Here is a 21,971-nt window from a genome sequence, read left to right on the forward strand (position 1 = left end):
CGCCGACCCCGCCGGACCCGCCGGCGGGGTCGGCGGGGCCGGAACGGAAGCCGGGGCTGTGGCGGCCACCGCCGGCGGGCACGTGGCGGCGGAGGAGACCGTGGCGGACGCGGGGCGGCTCGCGGAACGATCTGTCGGTATTCGGGCGTTGTACCCGGTGGAACGGGGGGTGGTGGGGGAATGACGCGCACGAGCGATACCCAGGGCGGTCCGGTGACACTCAGCAAGGAGGGCCTGCCCGCCTGGCTCGACCCGGTGGTGCACGCGGTGGAGACGGTCCGGCCGCGGCAGCTCAGCCGCTTCCTGCCGCCGGAGAACGGTACGGGACGCCAGTCGGCCGTCCTGATCCTGTTCGGCGAGGGCGAGCGCGGCCCCGAGCTGCTGCTGATGGAACGCGCGACCTCCCTGCGCTCCCACGCCGGCCAGCCTTCCTTCCCGGGCGGCGCCCTGGACCCGGAGGACGGCGACCCGCACGGCGACGGGCCGCTCAGGGCGGCCCTGCGCGAGGCCGAGGAGGAGACCGGCCTCGACCCCTCCGGCGTCCAGCTCTTCGGCGTGCTGCCCAAGCTGTACATCCCGGTCAGCGGGTTCGTGGTCACGCCGGTCCTGGGCTGGTGGCGCGAACCGAGCCCGGTGGGCGTCGTCGATCCCGGCGAGACGGCGCGGGTGTTCACGGTCCCCGTGGCGGATCTCACGAATCCGGCCAACCGGGCCACGACGGTGCATCCCAGCGGCCACCGCGGCCCGGCATTCCTGGTCGAATCCGCCCTGGTATGGGGGTTCACGGCCGGTGTCATCGACCGGCTGCTGCACTTCGCGGAGTGGGAGGTCCCCTGGGACCGGGAGAAGCAGGTCCCGCTGGACTGGCGGTCATGACAGGGTGATCCCCGTGAATGTGCTGGACATCCTGTTGCTGGTCGCGGCCCTCTGGTTCGCGGTCGTGGGCTACCGCCAGGGCTTCGTCGTCGGCATCCTGTCGGTGATCGGCTTCCTGGGCGGCGGCCTCGTAGCCGTCTACCTGCTGCCCGTGGTCTGGGACGCCCTGACCGAGAACTCCGAGGTGAGCACCACGGCCGCCGTCGTCGCGGTCATCGTCGTGATCGTCTGCGCCTCGGTCGGCCAGGCCCTCACCACCCACCTCGGCAACAAACTGCGCCGGTACATCACCTGGTCCCCGGCCCGCGCGCTGGACGCCACGGGCGGCGCGCTCGTCAACGTGGTCGCGATGCTGCTGGTCGCGTGGTTGATCGGGTCCGCCCTCGCCGGCACCACCCTGCCGACGCTGGGCAAGGAGGTGCGCAGCTCCAACGTGCTCCAGGGCGTCTCCCGGGCCCTGCCCGACCAGGCCGACACCTGGTTCGCGGACTTCTCCTCCGTCCTGGCGCAGAACGGCTTCCCGCAGGTCTTCAGCCCGTTCTCCAACGAGCCGATCACCGACGTCCAGCCGCCCGACCCGGCCCTGGCCGACAGCGCGGTGGCCACGCGCGCGCGGCGCTCCATCGTCAAGGTGATGGGCACCGCGGAGAGCTGCGGCAAGGTCCTGGAGGGCACCGGCTTCGTGTTCGGCGAGCGCCGCGTCATGACGAACGCGCACGTCGTGGGCGGGGTCGACGAGCCGACCGTGCAGATAGGCGGCGAGGGCCGCAAGTACGACGCCACGGTCGTCCTGTACGACTGGAAGCGGGACATCGCCGTCCTCGACGTGCCGGACCTGGACGCGCCGGCGCTGAAGTTCTCCGGCGACGACGCGTCGAGCGGCGACAACGCGATCGTGGCCGGCTTCCCGGAGAACGGCTCGTACGACGTGCGGGCCGCGCGGGTGCGCGGCCGCATCACCGCCAACGGCCCGGACATCTACCACCGCGGCACCGTGCGCCGTGACGTGTACTCGCTGTACGCGACGGTCCGTCAGGGCAACTCCGGAGGACCGCTGCTCACCGCCGACGGCAAGGTGTACGGCGTGGTCTTCGCGAAGTCGCTCGACGACGCCCAGACCGGCTACGCCCTCACCGCCGACGAGATCCGCCAGGACGTCACCGCCGGCCGGAGCGCGGGCCAGCAGGTGGACAGCGACAGCTGCGCCCTGTGAGGGGTCTCGGGCCCGTCAAGGCTTTCGCGCGGGTCCTGAGCCGTTCGGCGGATCAGCCTCGCGGGTGACGCAGGCGGACCGACACCCAGCGGGCCCGGCGACGCAGGATGCGCGGGATGCCCACGCGCAGATCGGTACCCGGCAGCTGCGGGTTCGCGGCACCTCGCTGGTGGGGGCTCAGGCCACTGGCCGAGCGGCGGGTGCGTGCTGCGTCACTGTAGTCGTGCGTCCAGCCCATACCCGGACGTCTGCCCCTGCCCCAAGGTCGATAACCGCCCTCGGGGCGGCCAATTGGCCTATGCGTCGGGCATTTGGCCGCTCGTCGTACAGGCGTTCCGGTCCGGCCACCGGACGCGACCGATCTGTCACCGATCGGGTTCGGGATCCTTCAGCCAGTTGACCAGTTCGGTGGAGAAAGCGACCGGATCCTCTTCGTGCGGGAAGTGCCCGAGACCGTCGAACAGCCGCCATCGGTACGGCGCTTCGACGTACTCGCCGGAGCCGGCCGCGCTGCGGGTGCGCATCACCGGATCGAGGGAACCGTGCAGATGCAGCGTGGGCACCCGCACCGGCCGCTTCATGCGCCGGTAGAACTGGACGCCGTCCGGACGGGCCAGGGAGCGCACCAGCCAGCGGTACGGCTCGACGGCGCAGTGCGCGGTCGACGGGATGCACATCGCGCGACGGTACGTCTCCACCGCCTCGTCCTCGGGGAGCGTCGGCCCGGACCAGTCCCGGATCAGCCGGCCCACCAGCTCGCCGTCGTCCGCGGTGAGCCGGCGCTCCGGGATCCACGGCCGCTGGAACCCCCAGATGTGGGAACTCGCGGAGGTCTGCCGGACGTCGGCGAGCATCGCCGACCGCCAGCGCCGGGGATGGGGCATCGAGGCGACGGCGAGCCGGCGGACCAGCTTGGGGCGCATCACGGCCGCCGTCCACGCCAGATAGCCGCCGAGGTCGTGCCCGACCAGCGCGGCGTCCGGCTCGCCCAGGGAGCGGATCACGCCCGTGATGTCGAGGGCGAGATTGGCCGGGTCGTACCCACGGGGCGTGCGGTCGCTGCCGCCCACGCCCCGCAGGTCCATCGCGACGGCCCGGAAGCCCGCGTCCGCCAGGGCCACGAGCTGGTGCCGCCAGGTCCACCAGAACTGCGGGAATCCGTGGACGAGCATGACCAGCGGACCGTCGCCCGCCTCCGCGATGTGGAACCGCGCACCGTTCGCGGCGACCTCGCGGTGTATGACCGGCATGCCGAGGACGGCGTCCGGCCGTACGACCGAAGCGGGCTGGGCCGGAGGGGTGCTGCCGTCGGGGTCCGTCATGACGATGAGCGTGTCACAGCCTCGATGGCCTCCGGGACCCGGTCCTTGGCGAGTTCGGGCCTCGGGTGCGGCTTGGCGTTCTGAAGGACGCCCGCCGACTCCTTCATGGACGCGGCGACCTTCTGCGGGCCCTTGCTCTTCTGCGCCTTCTTCGCGAAGACGACGCCGATCAGCACCAGGATGAGCGCGACCAGCACGTTCGCCGCGAAGGACAGCAGGAAGCAGATCGCGAGGTTCCAGTCGCTCCAGGTCCGGATGCCGTACGCCAGGGCGAAGTTCAGCATCGGCAGCGAGAACACCAGGACCGCGCCGGCCACCGAGAAGGCGCCTCCGCTCGCCGCCCCGCGCTTGACGTCCTGCTTCAGCTGGGCCTTCGCCAGCGCGATCTCGTCGTGCACCAGCGCCGACAACTCGGTCGTCGCCGAGGCGAACAGCTGGCCGATGCTGCGTTCGGCGCCGACCGGGCTGCCGTCGGGTGCGCTCATCGCGTTCTCCCTCTCCTGCTGCTCTGTGTTTCCGACTTCTTCTGTACCGTCCCGTCAGATCATGCCGGACGGTCGTCGTCCTCGCCTGCCCCGCCCGGCACTTCGGCAAGCCCGTGGCGCTCGGCGTCGTCCTCGCGGGCGAGCCGGCGGCCGATCTCCCCGGCGATCCGGCGGTGCTCCGCCGCCTTGCCCTCGTGGATGGCCGCCATGCGCAGGTGGTACGAGGGGTCGTCCTGCTCGTAGATGTCCGGGATGCCGTCGAGGTCCTCGTCGCGCTCCTCGTACTCGCACATCCGGCGGTACTTGGCGTTGCGCAGCTTCAGCAGGACCGTCGCCAGGCCCGCCGCGATCACCGATCCCAGCAGGACGGCGGCCTTGGCCTCGTCCGTCAGGACCGCGTCCCCCTCGAAGGCCAGCTCGCCGATCAGCAGCGAGACGGTGAAGCCGATGCCGGCCAGCGACGCCACGGCGAAGACGTCCGCCCAGGCGAGGTCCTCGCTGAGCGAGGCACGGGTGAAACGTGCGGTCAGCCAGGTGCCGCCGAAGATGCCGACGGTCTTGCCGATGACGAGGCCGAGCACGACGCCCAGCGTCTCCGGTTTGCCGAAGACGTCCGCGATGGCCGGGCCCGAGATCGTCACACCGGCGCTGAACAGGGCGAACAGCGGGACCGCGAGACCGGCGGAGAGCGGACGCACGAGATGTTCGATGCGCTCGCCGGGGGAGCGTTCCTCGCCCTCGCGGGTCGTGCAACGCAGCATCAGGCCCATCGCGACGCCCGCGATCGTGGCGTGCACGCCGCTGTTGTACATCAGCGCCCAGATCACGAGCGCGAGCGGCAGGTAGACGTACCAGCCGCGCACGCCCCGGCGCAGCAGCGCCCAGAACACGACCAGCCCCACGACCGCGCCGGCCAGCGCCGCGAAGTCGATGGTGCTCGTGAAGAACACCGCGATGATCAGGATGGCGAACAGGTCGTCGACGACGGCCAGGGTGAGCAGGAAGGCGCGCAGGGCGCTCGGCAGGGACGTGCCGATGACGGCGAGCACGGCCAGGGCGAACGCGATGTCGGTGGCCGTGGGCACGGCCCAGCCGGCCAGGGAGCCGCCGCCGGTGAGGTTGGTGAGCGTGTAGACGAGCGCCGGCACGGCCATCCCGCACACGGCGGCCACCACGGGGAGCGCGGCCGCCCGGCGGTCCTTGAGGTCGCCTGCGACGAGTTCGCGCTTGAGCTCGATGCCGGCGACGAAGAAGAAGACGGCGAGCAGACCGTCGGCCGCCCAGTGGGCGACGGACAGGTGCAGCCCGAGGGCCTCGGGGCCCAGGTGGAAGTCGCTGACGCTCTCGTAGCTGTCGTGCAGCGCGGGGACGTTCGCCCAGATCAGTGCCGTGACGGCGGCGAGGAGCAGCAGTACGCCGCCGACGGTCTCGGTGCGCAGCGCCTCCGCGACGAAGTTCCGCTCGGGGAGGGAGAGCCGTCCGAGAACGCTGCGGGGGTGCGGGGTACGGTGCGCGGTCACGGCGGCGGCCTCCGGTCGGTGGGCAGGACAGAGCGACTTGCCGACCAGACTTCCCGGCGCACCTCGAGCGTCACATGTGTTTTGTTTACTTTACCTAAAGGGCAGCCCTGGGGCGTCGGGCGGCATCCGGTACCTCTCACGTTAGGCGCAAAAGGGACACGACGCCCGACGCGCCGCCCGCCCCAGCGCGCCGCCCGCCCCGGGGGTGTGGCGGAGGCACAGGCGCTGGGAGGGCGGGGGACCGGGCCGTGCGGCGCGGCCCCCCACCCTCGGTCCCGCGAGGGTCAGTCCTCGCTCGGGGACGCCGGCAGCTTCGCCTGGATGAGATCCATGACGGTGGAGTCGGTCAGGGTCGTGACGTCGCCCAGCTGACGGTTCTCCGCCACGTCGCGCAGCAGCCGCCGCATGATCTTGCCGGAGCGGGTCTTCGGCAGCTCGGCCACCGGCAGGATCCGCTGCGGCTTGGCGATCGGGCCGAGCGTGGCCCCGACGTGGTTGCGCAGGTCGGCGACGAGCCGCTCGTCCTCGGCGTTCGCCGTGCCGCGCAGGATGACGAAGGCCACGATGGCCTGCCCGGTCGTCTCGTCCGCCGCGCCCACGACCGCCGCCTCGGCGACGGAGGGGTGGGACACGAGCGCCGACTCGACCTCGGTGGTGGAGATGTTGTGGCCCGACACGAGCATGACGTCGTCCACGCGCCCGAGGAGCCAGATGTCCCCGTCGTCGTCCTTCTTGGCGCCGTCGCCGGCGAAGTACTTGCCCTCGAAGCGCGCCCAGTACGTGTCGAGGAACCGCTGGTCGTCGCCCCAGATCGTGCGCAGCATCGACGGCCACGGCTCGGTCAGGACCAGGTAGCCACCGCCGCCGTCGGGCACCTCGTTCGCCTCGTCGTCGACGACGGTCGCGCAGATGCCGGGCAGCGGCGTCTGGGCGGAGCCCGGCTTCGTCGCCGTCACGCCCGGCAGCGGCGAGATCATCATCGCGCCGGTCTCGGTCTGCCACCAGGTGTCCACGACGGGCGTCCGGTCGGCGCCGATGTGCTTGCGGTACCAGATCCAGGCTTCGGGGTTGATCGGCTCGCCGACCGAGCCCAGCACGCGCAGGCTGCCGAGGTCGAACTTCGCGGGGATGTCGTCGCCCCACTTCATGAACGTGCGGATGGCGGTCGGCGCCGTGTACAGGATCGTCACCCCGTACTTCTGCACGATCTCCCAGAAGCGGCCCTGGTGCGGGGTGTCGGGCGTGCCCTCGTACATGACCTGCGTCGCGCCGTTGGCCAGCGGCCCGTAGACGATGTACGAGTGCCCGGTGACCCAGCCGACGTCGGCGGTGCACCAGTACACGTCGGTCTCCGGCTTGAGATCGAAGACCGCGTGATGCGTGTAGGCGGTCTGCGTGAGGTAGCCGCCGGAGGTGTGCAGGATGCCCTTCGGCTTCCCCGTGGTGCCCGAGGTGTAGAGGATGAACAGCGGGTGCTCGGCCTCGAACGCCTCGGGGGTGTGCTCGGTCGACTGACGGTCCACCGTCTCGTGCCACCACACGTCGCGGCCCTCGGTCCAGGCGACGTCCTGTCCGGTGCGCCGCACGACCAGCACGTGCCGGACGTTGTCCGCGCGCGTGAGCGCGTCGTCGACGGCCGGCTTCAGCGCGGACGGCTTGCCGCGCCGGTAGCCGCCGTCGGACGTGATGACGACCTTGGCGTCCGCGTCCTGGATGCGGGTGGCCAGCGCGTCGGCCGAGAAGCCGCCGAAGACGACGGAGTGCGCGGCGCCGACGCGTGCGCAGGCCAGCATCGCGATCGCCGTCTCCGGGATCATCGGCATGTAGACCGCGACCCGGTCGCCCTTGCGGACGCCCAGCTCCAGCAGGGCGTTGGCCGCCTTCGACACCTCGTCCTTGAGCTCGGCGTAGGTGATGGCGCGGCTGTCGCCCGGTTCGCCCTCGAAGTGGATGGCGACGCGCTCGCCGAGCCCGGCCTCCACATGGCGGTCGACGCAGTTGTAGGCGACGTTGAGCTCGCCGTCCTTGAACCACTTGGCGAACGGCGGGTTCGACCAGTCCAGCGTCTCCGTCGGCTCCTTGGCCCAGGTCAGCCTGCGGGCCTGCTCGGCCCAGAAGCCGAGCCGGTCAGCCTTGGCCTGCTCGTACGCCTCCGCGGTGACATTGGCGTTCGCCGCCAGGTCGGCGGGCGGCGCGAACCTGCGCTCTTCCTTGAGCAGGTTGGAAAGTGAAGGAGATTCGCTCATACGCCACTCTCCTCCCTCAGCAGGTTGGCCAGGCTCTCGTTGCTCACGACGTCTCCCTTTCGAAGGGTGTCCGTGTCCGTTGTGTCCCAGGCCACAGCTCATCAGACCCAAGGGCCTGGTGACAAGGGCCGCCGAGAGATTGGTTTAGACCTCTGTCGGCGCCCTGTTCCGGTTCCCGTTCCTGCCCCTGCTCCACGTTGAGTGCCCGGGCACTCGGTACTCCGTCCCGCGCCACGTGCGTGCGCCATGCACCGTGAGGGCGGCGGCGCGCTTCGTGCCTCGTGCCTCGTGGCGCGCGCCGAGTGACTCGCGTCGTGTCACTCGTGACTCGTGACTCGTGCCTCGTGACTCGTGCCTCGTGACTCGTGCCTCGTGACTCGTGCAGGGGTCATCCGTACCCACGGACGCCGGTCTGACGAAGTTCAGCCGGTGTGACGCCTTTCACCTCCCGCGACGACGCCGGTGTGCGGCCTTCGCCCCGACGCGGGCGGCACACCGGCGCGGGACTCAGACGGACACGTCCACCGTCCCCACGTGGTCGAACACCCCGCCGTCCCTGCCGCTCTCGCCGTTTCCGCCGTCCCCGGCGGGGGGCTCGGTGAGCAGGTACGTCTGGGCCTCGCCCACGTGGAAGTACAGGCCGTGCAGCTCCAGAGCTCCGCTTCGCAGCGCCCGCGCCACCGACTCGTGGGCCCGCAGATGCTCCAACTGCTGGACCACGTTGGTCAGGCAGAGCTGCTCGACCTCGTCCGCAGGGGCGCGCCCGGCCAGCCGGGCTCGCGGACGGTCGCCGTCGGCTGCGCGCTCCAGGCTCGGCACCCCATGGCGCAGCCACCGTCTCAGCGGGGTCCGCGCCTCGCCGGGTTCGGCGTTGAGCAGCGCCTGCATGGCCCCGCAACCCGAGTGCCCGCAGACCGTGATGGACCGCACCTCCAGGATGTCCACGGCGTACTCGATCGCGGCCGCCACCGAGTCGTCACCGCTCTCCTCGCCGGGCGGCGGCACCAGGTTGCCCACGTTGCGCACCACGAACAGGTCACCGGGACCACTGGAGGTGATCATCGAGGTGACCAGCCGTGAGTCGGCGCAGGTGAGGAAGAGCTGGGTGGGCCGTTGTCCTTCCCGGGCCAGCCGGGCGAGCTCACCTCGGACCAGCGGCGCCGTGTTCCGCTGGAACGCGCTGATGCCGCGCACCAGTTGATGTCCGCTCGGCTCGAGGAGCTGCGCCGCCCCCATGCCGGTGCGAAGCGTCTCCACGGAGTCGGTGTACTCGAGCGACTCCACGGACTGTCCGGTGTCCGCTGTCTGTGTGCCCTCCCTTCTGAGTGCCGACGCAGGTGTCGGTGCCGATGCCGGTTCTGGTGCAGCGGGCTCGGGTGGCGTCGCTGTCGACGCGTCCGTCGTTCCGGCGGCAGCCGGGCTCGCCGCTCGCGGCGGCTCCGGCTGGCTCGCTGGTCGTGTCCGGTCGGCCTGGAGCGCGGGTTCCGCCTGGTTCGCCAGGTCTGCCGTCCGTGCAGAGGCGGTTCGTGCAGAGGCGGTGGCCGTTGCCGTTGCCGGGGCCGGCGCCGGGGAGTTCGCCGTTCGTGGGTGGGTGGTCGTGGTCGCGTCCCGCGGCACCGCGCACTGGTGGTTGCGCCAGGGTGTCCAGGGGCGGCAGCGGCAGTCGGCGATGGGGACGTCGTGGGGCCGGGCGGGTTCGAGGTCCGAGGTGGCGGGACCCGAGGGGCCGGGCCACATGTCCTCATCGGACTCCGCACCGTCGCCCGCTCCGCTGGGGGTGTCGGTGGTCGGGTCGAGCCCCGTGCGGGGGCGGCGACCGGTCAGCTCGGCCGTGCCGCCCTGCGCGGTGTGGGTCTTCTGCCAGTCCTGCAAGGCTTCGTAGGCGGCGTGATCCATGAAGGAGCCGTCCAACTCGACCACCGCGTGGGTGTGTTGAGGCACGAGGTGCAGGGTGCGGCTGAGGCGTGGCACAGCGAGGAACGTCAGCTGGCCTCTCACGTGTACGTGATGGACTCCTTCCTTCTCGTGGTGGGTGATGCGGGTGCGGGTGAGTCGGTGGAGGGCGACGGCCACGGCGACGGCGACGCCGATCAGTACGCCCTCCAGGACGCCGAGGCACACCACGCCGAGGGTGGTGGCGGCGTACACCAGCACCTCTCGGTGGCGCGTCACCGTGCGAATGTGGTGCAGGGACACCATCTGGATGCCGACGGCCATCACCAGGGCGGCGAGTGAGGCGAGCGGGATGAGATCCAGGATCGGGACCATCAGCAGCGCGGCGACCACTACGAGAACGCCGTGCAGCATCGTGGAGTTCCGGCTCACGGCGCCGGCTTGCACGTTCGCCGAACTGCGCACGGCCACGCCCGCCACGGGCAGCCCGCCGAGCGCGCCGGAGACGATGTTGGCCGCGCCCTGCCCGAGCAGCTCGCGATCCAGGTCGCAGCGGCCGACACGAGTGGCCCGGGCGCCGAGCAGGCCGGGGCGCGAGGCGATCAGTTTGTCCACGGCGACCGCGCCGAGCAGTGACTGCACGCTGCACACCAGCGTGGTGGTCAGGACGGCGGCGGCGAGCCCGAGCACCGGCCCGTCGGGAAGCCCGGCGAGGGCGTGACTGCTCCAGGACGGCAGGTCGACCTTGGGCACCGTGAGACCGGTGAGGCACGCGACGGCGGTGGCGCCCGTGACGGCCACGAGTGCGGCGGGCACCTTGTGCAGCAGGCGGCCGGCCCGGCCCGGGATGCGGGGCCACAACAGGAGCAGGGTCAGGGTCAGCAGGCTCACGACGACGGCGGCGGGTTGCAGACGGGCCAGCTGGGCGGGCAGGGCTCGGAGGTTGTCGAGGACCGAGCTCTGGGGTGTGCCGCCGAGGACGACATGCAGCTGGGCGACGGCGATCGTGATGCCGATGCCGGCGAGCATGCCGTGCACGATGGCGGGACTGACGGCGAGCGCGGTGCGCGCCACGCGCAGGCAGCCCAGGCCCAGTTGGGCGAGCCCGGCCAGGACGGTGATGGCGCAGGTCGTCCGCCAGCCGTAGCGGTGGATGAGGTCGGCGGTGACGACGGTCAGGCCCGCCGCAGGACCGCTGACCTGGAGAGGTGATCCTCCGAGCCGGCCGGCGACGATCCCGCCCACGGCGGCGGCCACGAGGCCGGCCTGGAGGGGAGCCCCGGTGGCGAGGGCGATGCCCAGGGACAGCGGCAGCGCGATCAGGAAGACGGCGATGGATGCGGACACGTCGGCGCTCTCGATGCGGAAGCGGCGGCGCGGTGGCGGTGGGGGGCTGTGGGACGGGCGGATGTTCTCGGTGGACGTCGGACGGTCGGTGCGGGTGGGGACGCAGGCGGACATGTTCCCGTCTCCTCCGGGGCGGCGCGGTCGCGGAACAGGTGGTCCCCCGGGCTGTGGCGGGGGTGGTCGCGGCCGTGGGTCACGGCGTGCAGCGGCGGGATGAAAAAATCAACGCTCGGTAAACGAATCGTAATGCAGAGTAAAGGTCAAGCATGGATTTTTCTGGCAAATAGGGCAGTGGATCACTCGAAAGAGCGAAGTGGTCGTTTTGTCGGCTTGTCGTATTAATCCCTCCTCGGTCTGCGTGCGACCTTGACTGCGCCGCCGGCTCGTCCCGGCGCGTCATCCGAGAACGCCCCCGTCGGCGTTGGTCGAGAGAAGGAAGAAGGTGGGCGGAAGATGGCCGCCACCCAGAGGATCGCCGTCGGCACCGCGGTCGCCGCGGCTGTCGCCGTGTCACTCGCCGGTTGTGGGACGGGGACCCACGACTCCCACGGCTCCGCGGAAGGCGCGTCGGGCGCGCACAAGGCGAAGCCGGCCCCGGCGCCGAAGAGCGTCGTCCGGCTGATCGGCGACGGCTCCACCGCGTACACCGGAGCGCAACCCCACCTGCCGCGGCCCGAGCGGCTGAAGCCGGGCGAGAAGCCGCCGCAGTTCGTCGTGTTCTCGTGGGACGGCGCCGGTGAGGACAGCCAGAAGCTGTTCTCGCACTTCCGCAAGGTGGCCAAGGCCAACAACGCGACGATGACGTACTTCCTCAGCGGCGTGTACATGCTGCCGAAGGAGAAGTCGGAGCTCTACAGGCCGCCGCAGCACTCGCCCGGCAGTTCCGACATCGGCTTCAACGACGAGCAGGGCATCGCCGACACCGTGAAGCAGCTGCGTCTGGCGTGGCTGGAGGGCAACGAGATCGGAACCCACTTCAACGGTCACTTCTGCGGCAGGACCGGGGTGGGCGCGTGGTCGGTCGAGGAGTGGAAGGACGAGATCGGCCAGGCCAAGCAGTTCGTGAAGACCTGGAAGACGAACACGGGCCTGAACAAGGCGGCGCCCCTTCCCTTCGACTACGACAAGGAACTCGTCGGCGCACGCACGCCCTGCCTGGAGGGGCAGAAGAACTTCATGGAGGCCGCCCGCGAACTGGGCTTCCGCTATGACACGAGCGGCGTCGACAACCAGGTCTGGCCTGCCAGGAAGCAGGGCCTGTGGGACCTGTCGATGCAGCTCGTGCCCTTTCCCGGGCACAAGTACGAACAGCTCACCATGGACTACAACTTCATGGTCAACCAGTCCGGGACCGCCACCCAGGGCGACCCCGACAAGTTCGCGTTCTGGGGCGACCAGATGCGCGACGGGCTGCTCAAGGGTTTCCACCGGGCCTACGACGGCAACCGCGCGCCGTTGATCATCGGCAACCACTTCGAGTCCTGGAACGGCGGCACCTACATGCGCGCCGTCGAGGAGGTCGTCGAGCACGTCTGCAACAAGCCCGACGTCCGCTGTGTGTCGTTCCGGCAGCTGGCCGACTGGCTGGACGCGCAGGATCCCAAGACCCTGGCGAAACTGCGCACGCTGGACGTCGGCGAAGCCCCGAAGGAAGGCTGGGCGTCCTTCCTCGCCGGCGGTCCGGCCCCCGCCCCGAAGGGCGTTCCCGGAGCGCCGGCGGTCAGGCAGTAGCGGCGGACGCCCACGACGCAGGCGGCCCGGCCGTCACACGGCGGCCGTGACGCCCTCCCCGAGGACGAAGCCGGGATCGACCTGCGCCGCCAGGTCGGCCCCGGTGCGTTCGTTGCCCCACGACTCGGCGTTCCTCAGGTGGAAGTGCACCATCTGCCGTGTGTAGCGCGCCCGGTCGCGCCTGTCGTAGGCCGAGTCGACGGTCTTCCGCAGCAGCTCCAGGGCCTGCCGGTCGGCGTTCTCCAGGAGTTCGAAGCGGGGCGGACGGCCCTTCTCCATGGCCCGCACCCAGTCCGAGTGCCCGACGGTCACGAGCAGGTCCTCGCCGACCTCGGCCCGCAGGAAGTCCAGGTCGTCGGTGCCCTGCACCTTGTTGCCGACGACCTTCAGCTCGACGCCGAAGTCGCGGGCGTACTCCTTGTACTGGCGATAGACGGAGACCCCCTTGCGGGTCGGCTCGGCGACGAGGAACGTCACGTCGAAGCGGGTGAACATGCCGGAGGCGAAGGAGTCCGAGCCGGCGGTCATGTCGACCACGACGTACTCGTCGCGCCCGTCGACCAGGTGGTTCAGGCACAGCTCCACCGCGCCCGTCTTGGAGTGGTAGCAGGAGACCCCCAGGTCGGCGTCCGTGAAGGGGCCCGTGACCATCAAACGGACGGCGTGGCCGTCGAGTTCCACCGGCCGGGCGCACGCGTCGTACACGGGGTTGTCCTCGCGCACCCGCAGCAGCCGGGAGCCCTCTCCGGGCGGGGTGGTCTTGATCATCGTCTCGGCGGAGGCGATGCGGGGATTGGAGCCGCGCAGGTAGTCCTTGATCAGCGGCAGCCGGTCTCCCATCGCGGGCAGTTCCGCGGCCCGGTCCTCGTCGAGGCCGAGCGCGGGGCCCAGGTGCTGGTTGATGTCCGCGTCGATCGCGATCACGGGTGCGCCGCAGGCTGCGAGGTGGCGGATGAACAGGGAGGACAGCGTGGTCTTGCCGCTGCCGCCCTTCCCGACGAAAGCAGTTTTCATGTTCACCAAGGGTAGTGCGCAAGTAGCTGTATGTGACAGACGGGCGTGAAGAAGACCACTCCTTCGTGGGGTGCGGGCGTGGGGTGCGTAATGTCGTACTCATGAGTACGACAGGCGCGTCCGCCGATCCGCTCGCGGCCCTGGGCTCGCTGCCCGGTGTGCCGGAGTCCGTGGAGTCCGTGCGCAAGGCCGTGGACCGGGTCTACGGACACCGGGTCATGCGTCGCCGCAGCAACGCGATCACCTCCGAGGCGGCCCTGCGTGGCGCGCGCGGCTCGGCGGCGCTGTCCGGGGCGGACTGGGCGCTCGAGGAGGTGCGTCGGCGCAGCGACTTCGGCGTCGACGGCGAGGCGCGGGTCATGGGCGCCGCGCTGCGGCTGACCGCCGAGGCGGGTCAGTTGCTGTCCATCTGGCGCCAGTCGCCGCTGCGGGTGCTCGCGCGGCTGCACCTGATCGCCGCGGCGAGCGACGGCGACGAGGTCGGGCGCCCGCGGCAGGCCGGTGAGACGGTCGACGAGCCGCTCGTCGAGCTGCCGCTGCCCACCGCCGACGAGGTGGCGGGCCGGCTGGAGGGGCTGTCGGAGCTGATCATCGCGGGCGGTTCCGCGCCCGCCCTGGTGACGGCCGCCGTGGTCCACGGCGAACTGCTGGCCCTGCGGCCCTTCACCTCGTGCAACGGCCTGGTCGCGAGGGCCGCCGAACGCATCGTCCTGATCGGCAGCGGTCTGGATCCCAAGTCGGTGTGCCCGGCCGAGGTGGGCCATGCCGAGCTGGGGCGGGCCGCCTACGCCGCGGCTCTCGACGGCTACGCGTCCGGGACCCCGGACGGCATGGCGGCCTGGATCGCCCATTGCGGCAAGGCCGTCGAGTTGGGCGCCCGGGAGTCGACGGCGGTGTGCGAGGCGTTGCAGCGCGGCGCGGCATAGCCTCCACGCGCCCGCGGCCGCCACGCGCCCACGGCCCTTACGTGCCTCGGCCTCCACGTGTGCGTGGAGGCCGCGTCGGCGTCGGAAAAGGGTTGCGGCGGTACGAGAACTCGTACCGCCGCTGGCATGCCCACCCGGTTACCAAGCGTCCTCGATGTATTGCCCATCAGGTCGGGAACTTTGCCCGTCACCTGGTGCGGCTGGCCCGTAATCGACGGGTCGACGTCGCGTGGGTGCCCGGTGCTCATGCGCGGTCCGTGGGGCCAAATGCGTAATTAAGGTGATCCTCGCGGATGTCCTTGGTCTCGCGGGCCGTTAAGTCCTTTGTACTCCAGGTGCCGGACAAGCGGAAGTGCTGGCAGCGGTTCTTTGCTTTTGCGTCCAAAAGGGATGCAAAGGGGCGGCGCCGGCCGGCGCCGCCGGCCGACGGCACGGGCTCGGCGAGCGGCGGTGCGGCGGGGCGTGAGCGTGCGAGACGTGGCGTGCGCGGTGTGAGCGCGCGCCGACCGTCAGACGGTCGCGGCCCGCCGTCGGTTCGCGTACCAGACGAGACCCGCCGTCGCGGCCGCCGCGCCTATGGCCGCCGCCGCGACGAGCGCCGGACGGGGCGGCACGGAGAACGAGGGGATCCGCTGCTTGAGGCGCACGGGCCGGTGGAAGTCGAGGATCGGCCATCCGCGTGCCACGGCCTCGCGGCGCAGGGCCCGGTCGGGGTTCACGGCGTGCGGGTGCCCCACCTCCTCCAGCATCGGCAGGTCGGTCGCCGAGTCGCTGTAGGCGTAGCAACGCGCGAGGTCGTAGCCCTCGGACTCGGCCAGTTCCCTGACGGCCTGCGCCTTCGTGGGACCGTACGCGTAGTACCCCACCTCGCCGGTGAAGCAGCCGTCCTCGCCGACGACCATGCGGGTGGCGACCACCCGGTCCGCGCCGAGCAGTTCGCCGATCGGCTCGACCACCTCGGCGCCCGACGTCGACACGATGACGACGTCGCGGCCGGCGGTGTGGTGCTCCTCGATCAGGGAGGCGGCTTCGTCGTAGATCAGCGGATCGATCAGGTCGTGAAGGGTCTCCGCGACGATCTCCTTGACCTGCTGGACGTTCCAGCCGCGGACGAGGGCGGACAGGTACTCCCGAGTCCGCTCCATCTGATCGTGGTCCATACCGCCCACGAGGAACACGAACTGGGCGTATGCGGTCCGCAAGGCCGCCCGACGGTTGATCAGGCCGCCTTGGTAGAAGGACTTGCCGAAGGTGAGCGTGCTCGACTTCGCAATGACCGTCTTGTCCAGGTCAAAGAAGGCCGCTGTGCGGGGCAGGGAGTGGTTTTCCACAACCAAGAGCATAGGGGCAGCCCATTCGGCGTAAGGTGGGCGCGTGGGTTTGCCTGAGAGGCCTCTCGGGTACACCATGGAAGTCACGGATCGTTCGCGACCGTGCTAACCCGGTCCGGCTCCTCCCCCCCCCGAGTCGGCCGTGGAGACGACCCCCGCTCTCCCCCCCGGCGGGGGTCGTCGCATGTCCGGGTGGGTTTTCCCTTCTGTGCGCGATCGGCGCGCGACATCGAGGCGGCCTGTGGTCGCCCCTTTCGCCTGCCCGCCCGCGGTCACCCTGTGTAGTCGTCGGACTGCTCTGCGGAAGTCGCACATGAGATGGCGCACGTCTCACCGGTTTGGGTGACGGCGATATTCACAAGTGCCCACTCGTCCACAGTTATCCACCAAGATCCACACGATTTCCGGGTTCGCTGCACCGTGATTCCCGGACGTCCGCACGGGCCGACTTCACATGAACGGTTCCGTTTGCAGGCGTCCGCGACCGGTTTCCGCCGGCCGCTCATAGGGAGACCGGAAGCCGGTTCTCCACTCATTTGGGAATCGCGGGGCCGCAGTGACAGGGCGCCCCGCGGCGAAGGAGGTCGGAAATCGTGACAGGAGCCGTCGCACAAGGTCTGCCGCCCACCGCCGGAGGGCGGCCCGGCAGGCCGCTGATCGTCACGGAGGACGTGGACCTCCTGGACGACCTGCTGCGCCTGTGCGCCGCCGCAGGCGCCACGCCGGAGGTGCACCACTCGGTGCCGGAACACCGGGGCGGCTGGGAGAGCGCCCCCCTCGTCCTGGTCGGTGACGACGTGGCCCGCCGTGTCCGGGGAGCCGCCCGTCGTCGCGGGGTGGTCCTCGTCGGACGCGACCAGGACGACTCGGGGGTGTGGCAACGGGCCGTCGAGATCGGCGCCGACCATGTCCTGATGCTGCCCGACGGCGAACAGTGGCTCGTCGACCGCATCGCGGACGTGGCCGAGGGCGTCGGACGGCCCGCCCTCACCGTCGGCGTGATCGGCGGCCGAGGCGGTGCCGGAGCGTCCACGCTCGCGTGCGCCCTCGCCGTCACCTCCGCGCGTGAAGGGCTGCGCACCCTCCTGGTGGACGCCGACCCGCTCGGCGGCGGACTCGACGTGCTGCTCGGCGGTGAAAGCGCCGAAGGTCTGCGCTGGCCCGCGTTCGCCGCCTCGCGCGGCCGGGTCGGCGGCGGCGCCCTGGAGGAGTCGTTGCCGCGGCTGCACTCGCTGCGGGTGCTCAGCTGGGACCGGGGCGACTGCGTCGCCATCGCGCCCCAGGCCGTACGCGCGGTGCTCGCGGCGGCCCGGCGCCGGGGCGGCACCGTCGTCGTCGACCTGCCCCGCCGCATCGACGACGGCGTGGCCGAGGTGCTGGCCCAGCTCGACCTGGGGCTCCTCGTCGTCCCGGCCGAACTGCGCGCCGTCGCCGCGGCAGGCCGCGTGGCCTCCGCCGTGGGCATGGTGGTGCGCGACCTGCGGGTCGCGGTCCGCGGCCCGTACGCACCCGGACTCGACGACGACGAGGTGGCCGCACTGCTCCGCCTGCCGCTCGCGGGCGAGGTGCCCGTCGAGTCGGGGCTGCTGCGCCCGGACGGCGGCAAGGCGCCACCGGGGGCGACCGCGCGCGGGCCGCTCGCCCGCTTCTGCAAGGAGTTCTGGGAGAAGGCGCTGACCGAGGCAGGCGGCGCATGAGCACGCCGCCCGGCCCGCGGAGGGCGCGGGGCAGCACCGGAACGCTGCTCGACGGCGTACGGCAGTGGCTCGCCGAGAGCGGGGCCGAACCGACGCCCGCGCGCGTGGCGCAGGCACTGAGGGAACAGGGGAGGGTCCTCGGGGACGCGGAGATCCTCGGCGCGGCCGAGCACCTGCGGTCCGAGCTGATCGGCAGCGGACCGCTGGAACCGCTGCTGGCCGACCCCCTGGTCACCGACGTGCTGGTCTCGGGCCCGGACCGCGTGTGGGTCGACCGAGGCGGAGGGCTGGAGCTGACCGGCGTCTCCTTCCCGGACACGGCCGCCGTGCGCCGCCTCGCACAGCGTCTGGCGGCGGTGGCGGGGCGACGACTGGACGATGCCCGGCCCTGGGTCGACGCCCGGCTGCCCGACGGGACACGACTGCACGCCGTGCTGCCCCCGATCGCCGTCGGCTGCACCTGTCTGTCGCTGCGCGTCGTACGGCCCCGCGCCTTCACACTCGACGAACTGGTGGCCGCGGGCACGGTCCCACCCGGCGGGGACCGGGTGCTGCGGGCCCTGGTGCGGGCGCGGCTGTCCTTCCTGATCAGCGGCGGCACCGGCAGCGGCAAGACGACACTGCTGAGCGCGCTGCTCGGCCTGGTCGGGCCGGGGGAGCGGATCGTGCTCGCGGAGGACTCGGCGGAGCTGCGCCCGGATCATCCGCACGTGGTGCGCCTGGAGACGAGACCCGCGAACCAGGAGGGCGCCGGACTCGTCACGCTGGAGGACCTGGTGCGCCAGGCCCTGCGGATGCGGCCGGACCGGCTAGCCGTGGGCGAGGTGCGCGGCCCTGAGGTCGTCCATCTGCTCGCCGCGCTGAACACCGGCCACGAAGGCGGGTGCGGCACGGTCCATGCCAACGCCGCCGCGGACGTACCCGCCCGCCTGGAGGCGCTCGGGACCGCGGCCGGGCTCGACCGGGCCGCGTTGCACAGCCAGTTGGCGGCGGCCCTGTCGGTCGTCCTGCACCTTGTCCGCGACCCGGCCGGGCGGCGGCGGATCGACGAGGTGCACGTGCTGGAGCGGGATCCGTCCGGCCTGGTGCGCACGGTGCCGGCGCTGCGGTGGCGGGCGGGCGTCTTCGTCCGCGAGCGGGGAGGGGAGCGGCTCGACGAGCTGCTGCGGAACCACGAGAGCGAAGCGACCCGACAGGCGGCGACATCCGAAGTGTCTGAAGAGTCCGAGGAATGCGAGAAGTCCGAAGAGCTCCAGGAGCTCCAGCAGCTCGAACAGTTCGAGCGGCTCGGTGGGATCGGTGAGAGGGGTGGTCGGTATGGGTGAGATGCCGATGGCGGCGGCCGTGGCGTGCGCCGGGGCGGCTGCCTGGTTGGTCGGCGGACCGCACACCGGAGCCAGGCGCGCGCGGTTGCTGCTCGCGGGCGACGCGGCGGGCGGCGGCGCGACGACCGGCGGTGGGGTCCCGCCGTGGGAACGGCTGAACCGTGAGCTGCGCCGTTTGCGAGCGCGATGGCGGCACGAGTGGTGGGCGCCGGTCGCCGGGCTGGTCCTGGCCGTGCTGGGCGGCTCCGTCCTGCCGGTCGTTGCGGGGGCTGCCGGGGTGCCGCTGCTGCGCCGGGCGCGACGCGCAGCCGAGGCGCGGCGGACACGGGAACGGCGGGGGGACGCGGTCATCGCGCTGTGCGCGGCGCTTGCCGGGGAGGTTCTGGCCGGCCGGCAGCCCGGAGAGGCGTTGCAGCGGGCGGCGCGCGACTCTTCGGGACTGGGCGAGGCGCAGCCGTCGGTGCTGGCGGCCGCCCGGTTCGGCGGAGACGTGCCCGACGCCCTGACGGCCGCCGCACGGCAGCCCGGGGCGGAAGGGCTGCTGGGGCTCGCCGCGTGCTGGCGGGTGGCCGTGGACCGCGGGGCCGGGCTCGCGGCAGGACTCGACCGCCTGGAGGAGGCGTTGCGCGCCGAACGGGACCAACGATCCGACTTGCGGGCCCAGTTGTCCGGGCCTCGCGCGACGGTCGTGATGCTGGCCGGTCTGCCGGCCCTTGGTCTCCTGCTGGGCGCCACGCTCGGCGCGGACCCCCTGCATGTCCTGCTGCACAGCGGAGCGGGGCTCGGCTGCCTCCTCGTCGGCGGTGCGTTGGAGGCGGCGGGTGCCTGGTGGGCCCTGCGGATCGTGCGCAACGTGGAGGCGGCATGAGCGGGGAGGCCGTCCACGGGCTGGAGGTTGTCCACAGGCTGGGGGTGGCCGTGGGGATCACGGCGGCCCTCTGGTGGCTGGGGCGCCGGCTGGAGAGCGTACGAGACGGACGCAGGGGACGACGGCGCCTGGTCGACGTGCTGGGCCCGGAACGCCGGCCGGTGAGGAAACCGTTCCCGATGCGGGAGGCCGTGCTGCGGTGGCTGCCCGAGGTGGCGGTGGCGGGCGCCGGTTGGTTGCTGGTCGGTGGCGTGACCGGCCCGGTCCTGGGCCTCGCCGCCGCGGTGGTCCTGGGGCGGTGGCGTCGTCGCCAGCTGGCGTCGGCGGCGGTGAACGACGCGGACGGCCGGGTCGCCGCACGACAACTCCCGCTCGCCGCCGACCTGCTGGCGGCGTGCATCGCCGCCGGTGCGGGACCGGTGGTCGCCGCGCAGGCCGTGGGGGAGGCCCTCGGCGGCCCCGTCGGAGAAGGGCTCGCGCGCGGTGCCGCCGAGGTGCGGCTGGGCGGTGAACCAGCCATCGCCTGGCGGAAGTTGTCGTCGATGCCGGGGGCGGCGCCGCTCGCGGGACTGCTGGAAAGGGCCGACGTCTCCGGGCTGCCGGCAGCCGGACCGGTCGCCCGGCTCGCCGCCGACACCCGCGCCGAGTGGGCGCGTGCGGCGACCGCGCGGGCGCGACGGGCGGCGGTCATGGTCACCGCGCCCGTGGGGCTGTGCTTCCTGCCCGCCTTCATCGCGGTCGGAGTGCTCCCCATCGTGATCGGGCTGGCGGGCGGCGTGATGGGAGGGGGTGGGCCGTGACGGCGGGCTGAGCGGCGCGCCATGAGCGCGAGCGAGCGCCTTTGGGCGCGATCACGAGTGAACGTCCTGACGACCAGAGATCGACTGAACCGAACCTCACGGGGGTTGAAATGTACAAGACGGTATGGGCGCGGCTGCGGGTCCTGACGTGCAGGGTGCGTGCGGCGCGCAAGGACGCGGGCATGGTCACGTCCGAATACGCGATGGGGATCGTGGCCGCTGTGGGCTTCGCGGTGCTTCTCCATCAGGTGGTGACGAGCGAAGGGGTCTCCGCCCAACTGACCTCCCTGGTAAGGCAGGCGCTCAGTGCGGGCGCGTGAGCGTGTGCCGACACGGATGCCAGCTCCTGAGCCGGTGCCGAAGCCGCGGCCGTGGCCACGGCCGGAGTCCGGGCGGACGTGGATGCGGATGCGGGGTGGCCCGCCTCGGCTCGCGGGGCGCCGGGTGCTCGCCGGGGACGGGGGGTTCGTGACGGCGGAGGCCGCTGTCGTGCTGCCGGTCCTGGTGGCGTTCGCGATGGCGCTGGTCTGGGGACTGCTCGTCGTGTCCGCCCAGATCAGGTGCGTGGACGCGGCCCGGGCGGGCGCCCGGGCCGCGGCCCGGCAGGATCCGGCCGACGCGGTCCTCGCGGTGACCCGCGCGACGGCGCCGCGCGGGGCCGACGTGACGGTCGACCGGGAAGGAGGTCAGGTCCGCGTGGTGGTCGTGGCGAAACCGCCCGCGTTGCGAGGCCTGCCGTTCGAGGTGCGCGAGGAAGCGGTGGCGGCCGCGGAGGAGGCCCCGGCCGCCGCTGGAGACGAGCCGGGGGCGGCGACCAGCGCAACGGGCGGCCCGAACCCGGGCCCGAGCCTGAACGGGGCCCCTGGCGTCAACGCGAGCCCTGGCGTGGACGCGGGCCCGGGCACTAACGCGAGCCCTGGCGTGGACGCGGGCCCGGGTGCCGGTGAAGGGGCGGGGCCGTGAGGGGTCGGCGCTTCGGCCGGGGGAGGGGGGACGCCGATCGGGGCTCGGCCACCGTCTGGAGCATGGGGGCGATGGCGGTGCTGTGTGTGGTGTTCGGGGCCGTGCTGGCCCTGGGGCAGGCCGTGGCGGCCCGCCACCGTGCCGCGGGCGGCGCCGACCTCGCCGCTCTCGCTGCCGCCGAGCACTGGTCGGAGGGCGCCGCGCAGGCCTGTGCCCGGGCCGACCGCGTGGCCCGGGCCCAGGGTGCGCGAGTGGTGCGCTGCGCGGTCGTCGGTGAGATCTCGGACGTGACGGCCGCTGCCGGGCGGGGACTGTTCGCAGCCGAGATGAGGGCGCGAGCGGGCCCGCCGGACGCGGAGCGGATCGTCCCGCCGCCGGGCCGGTCCCCGCAGGCCTCCCCGGCCCCCTCTAGGC

Annotated in this window: 19 protein-coding genes and 1 pseudogene; 12 read left to right on the forward strand and 8 right to left on the reverse strand. The window is 72.2% G+C overall.

Annotated features, from left to right (window positions below; genetic code table 11):
• The 3 genes from KMS84_RS30350 to KMS84_RS30360 form a co-directional block, all read left to right on the forward strand.
• The coding region (locus tag KMS84_RS30350; RefSeq protein ID WP_438819002.1) for a hypothetical protein at positions 1-184 on the forward strand (184 nt) is incomplete at its 5' end.
• Positions 181-876 (forward strand): NUDIX hydrolase, encoded by a 696-nt coding sequence (locus KMS84_RS30355; protein ID WP_256919682.1) that lies wholly within the window; start codon positions 181-183, stop codon positions 874-876. The genes KMS84_RS30350 and KMS84_RS30355, both read left to right, overlap by 4 nt.
• 13 nt (positions 877-889) lie before the next feature.
• Positions 890-2,089: a MarP family serine protease gene (locus KMS84_RS30360; protein ID WP_256919683.1), complete on the forward strand. Its 1,200-nt coding sequence runs from the start codon at positions 890-892 to the stop codon at positions 2,087-2,089.
• A 52-nt stretch (positions 2,090-2,141) separates the two neighbouring features.
• Here the strand turns inward: KMS84_RS30360 and KMS84_RS30365 are convergent, their stop codons facing one another.
• The 6 genes from KMS84_RS30365 to KMS84_RS30390 form a co-directional block, all read right to left on the reverse strand.
• Positions 2,142-2,327: a hypothetical protein gene (locus KMS84_RS30365; RefSeq protein WP_256919684.1), complete on the reverse strand. Its 186-nt coding sequence runs from the start codon at positions 2,325-2,327 to the stop codon at positions 2,142-2,144.
• Positions 2,328-2,454: 127 nt separating this feature from the next.
• The gene (locus KMS84_RS30370; RefSeq protein ID WP_256919685.1) at positions 2,455-3,411 is read right to left on the reverse strand and encodes an alpha/beta fold hydrolase; all 957 of its coding nucleotides are present in this window, start codon (positions 3,409-3,411) and stop codon (positions 2,455-2,457) included.
• Entirely contained in the window at positions 3,408-3,896 is a 489-nt protein-coding gene (locus tag KMS84_RS30375) for a phage holin family protein (protein ID WP_256919686.1), read from the reverse strand. Before KMS84_RS30375 ends, KMS84_RS30370 begins: the two co-directional genes overlap by 4 nt.
• Positions 3,897-3,955: 59 nt before the next feature.
• Complete coding sequence (gene nhaA, locus KMS84_RS30380) at positions 3,956-5,416, reverse strand: Na+/H+ antiporter NhaA (protein WP_256919687.1); 1,461 nt, start codon at positions 5,414-5,416, stop codon at positions 3,956-3,958.
• Between the two features lie 284 nt (positions 5,417-5,700).
• Positions 5,701-7,662 carry an acetate--CoA ligase gene (gene acs / locus KMS84_RS30385; protein ID WP_256919688.1) on the reverse strand — a complete coding sequence of 654 codons (1,962 nt, stop codon included), beginning with the start codon at positions 7,660-7,662 and terminating at the stop codon, positions 5,701-5,703.
• 507 nt (positions 7,663-8,169) lie between these two features.
• Positions 8,170-11,016: a SulP family inorganic anion transporter gene (locus tag KMS84_RS30390; RefSeq protein ID WP_256919689.1), complete on the reverse strand. Its 2,847-nt coding sequence runs from the start codon at positions 11,014-11,016 to the stop codon at positions 8,170-8,172.
• A gap of 339 nt (positions 11,017-11,355) precedes the next feature.
• Here KMS84_RS30390 and KMS84_RS30395 point away from each other — a divergent pair, with 339 nt between their 5' ends.
• On the forward strand, positions 11,356-12,633 hold the full coding sequence (locus KMS84_RS30395) for a polysaccharide deacetylase family protein (protein WP_256919690.1): 1,278 nt from the start codon (positions 11,356-11,358) through the stop codon (positions 12,631-12,633).
• A 33-nt stretch (positions 12,634-12,666) separates the two neighbouring features.
• Here the strand turns inward: KMS84_RS30395 and KMS84_RS30400 are convergent, their stop codons facing one another.
• Positions 12,667-13,647, reverse strand: coding sequence for an ATP-binding protein (locus tag KMS84_RS30400; RefSeq protein WP_256919691.1), 981 nt, complete (start codon positions 13,645-13,647; stop codon positions 12,667-12,669).
• 101 nt (positions 13,648-13,748) lie between these two features.
• On the opposite strand from KMS84_RS30400, the gene KMS84_RS30405 reads away from it, so the two are divergent.
• Positions 13,749-14,573, forward strand: a complete 825-nt coding sequence (locus KMS84_RS30405) for a Fic family protein (RefSeq protein ID WP_256919692.1) — start codon at positions 13,749-13,751, stop codon at positions 14,571-14,573.
• A 509-nt stretch (positions 14,574-15,082) separates the two neighbouring features.
• On the opposite strand, the gene KMS84_RS30410 is transcribed toward KMS84_RS30405, so the two are convergent.
• Entirely contained in the window at positions 15,083-15,916 is an 834-nt protein-coding gene (locus KMS84_RS30410) for an HAD family hydrolase (RefSeq protein WP_256919693.1), read from the reverse strand.
• 581 nt (positions 15,917-16,497) lie between these two features.
• Here KMS84_RS30410 and ssd point away from each other — a divergent pair.
• The 7 genes and pseudogenes from ssd to KMS84_RS30445 form a co-directional block, all read left to right on the forward strand.
• Entirely contained in the window at positions 16,498-17,601 is a 1,104-nt protein-coding gene (gene ssd / locus KMS84_RS30415) for a septum site-determining protein Ssd (RefSeq protein ID WP_256919694.1), read from the forward strand.
• The gene (locus KMS84_RS30420; RefSeq protein ID WP_256919695.1) at positions 17,598-18,926 is read left to right on the forward strand and encodes a TadA family conjugal transfer-associated ATPase; all 1,329 of its coding nucleotides are present in this window, start codon (positions 17,598-17,600) and stop codon (positions 18,924-18,926) included. The genes ssd and KMS84_RS30420 overlap by 4 nt, the downstream gene beginning before the upstream one ends.
• Entirely contained in the window at positions 18,919-19,794 is an 876-nt protein-coding gene (locus KMS84_RS30425) for a type II secretion system F family protein (RefSeq protein WP_438819003.1), read from the forward strand. The genes KMS84_RS30420 and KMS84_RS30425 overlap by 8 nt, the downstream gene beginning before the upstream one ends.
• The gene (locus KMS84_RS30430; RefSeq protein WP_256919696.1) at positions 19,791-20,594 is read left to right on the forward strand and encodes a type II secretion system F family protein; all 804 of its coding nucleotides are present in this window, start codon (positions 19,791-19,793) and stop codon (positions 20,592-20,594) included. The genes KMS84_RS30425 and KMS84_RS30430 overlap by 4 nt, the downstream gene beginning before the upstream one ends.
• Positions 20,595-20,704: 110 nt before the next feature.
• Positions 20,705-20,914 (forward strand): DUF4244 domain-containing protein, encoded by a 210-nt coding sequence (locus tag KMS84_RS30435; protein WP_256919697.1) that lies wholly within the window; start codon positions 20,705-20,707, stop codon positions 20,912-20,914.
• Between the two features lie 88 nt (positions 20,915-21,002).
• Positions 21,003-21,383, forward strand: a pseudogene (locus KMS84_RS30440) (TadE family type IV pilus minor pilin); the annotation flags it as partial.
• A 236-nt stretch (positions 21,384-21,619) separates the two neighbouring features.
• Positions 21,620-21,971, forward strand: a 352-nt coding sequence (locus tag KMS84_RS30445; RefSeq protein WP_256919699.1) for an Rv3654c family TadE-like protein, incomplete at its 3' end; no start/stop codon positions are given.

This window comes from Streptomyces hilarionis (assembly GCF_024539675.1).
GTDB lineage: Bacteria > Actinomycetota > Actinomycetes > Streptomycetales > Streptomycetaceae > Streptomyces > Streptomyces hilarionis.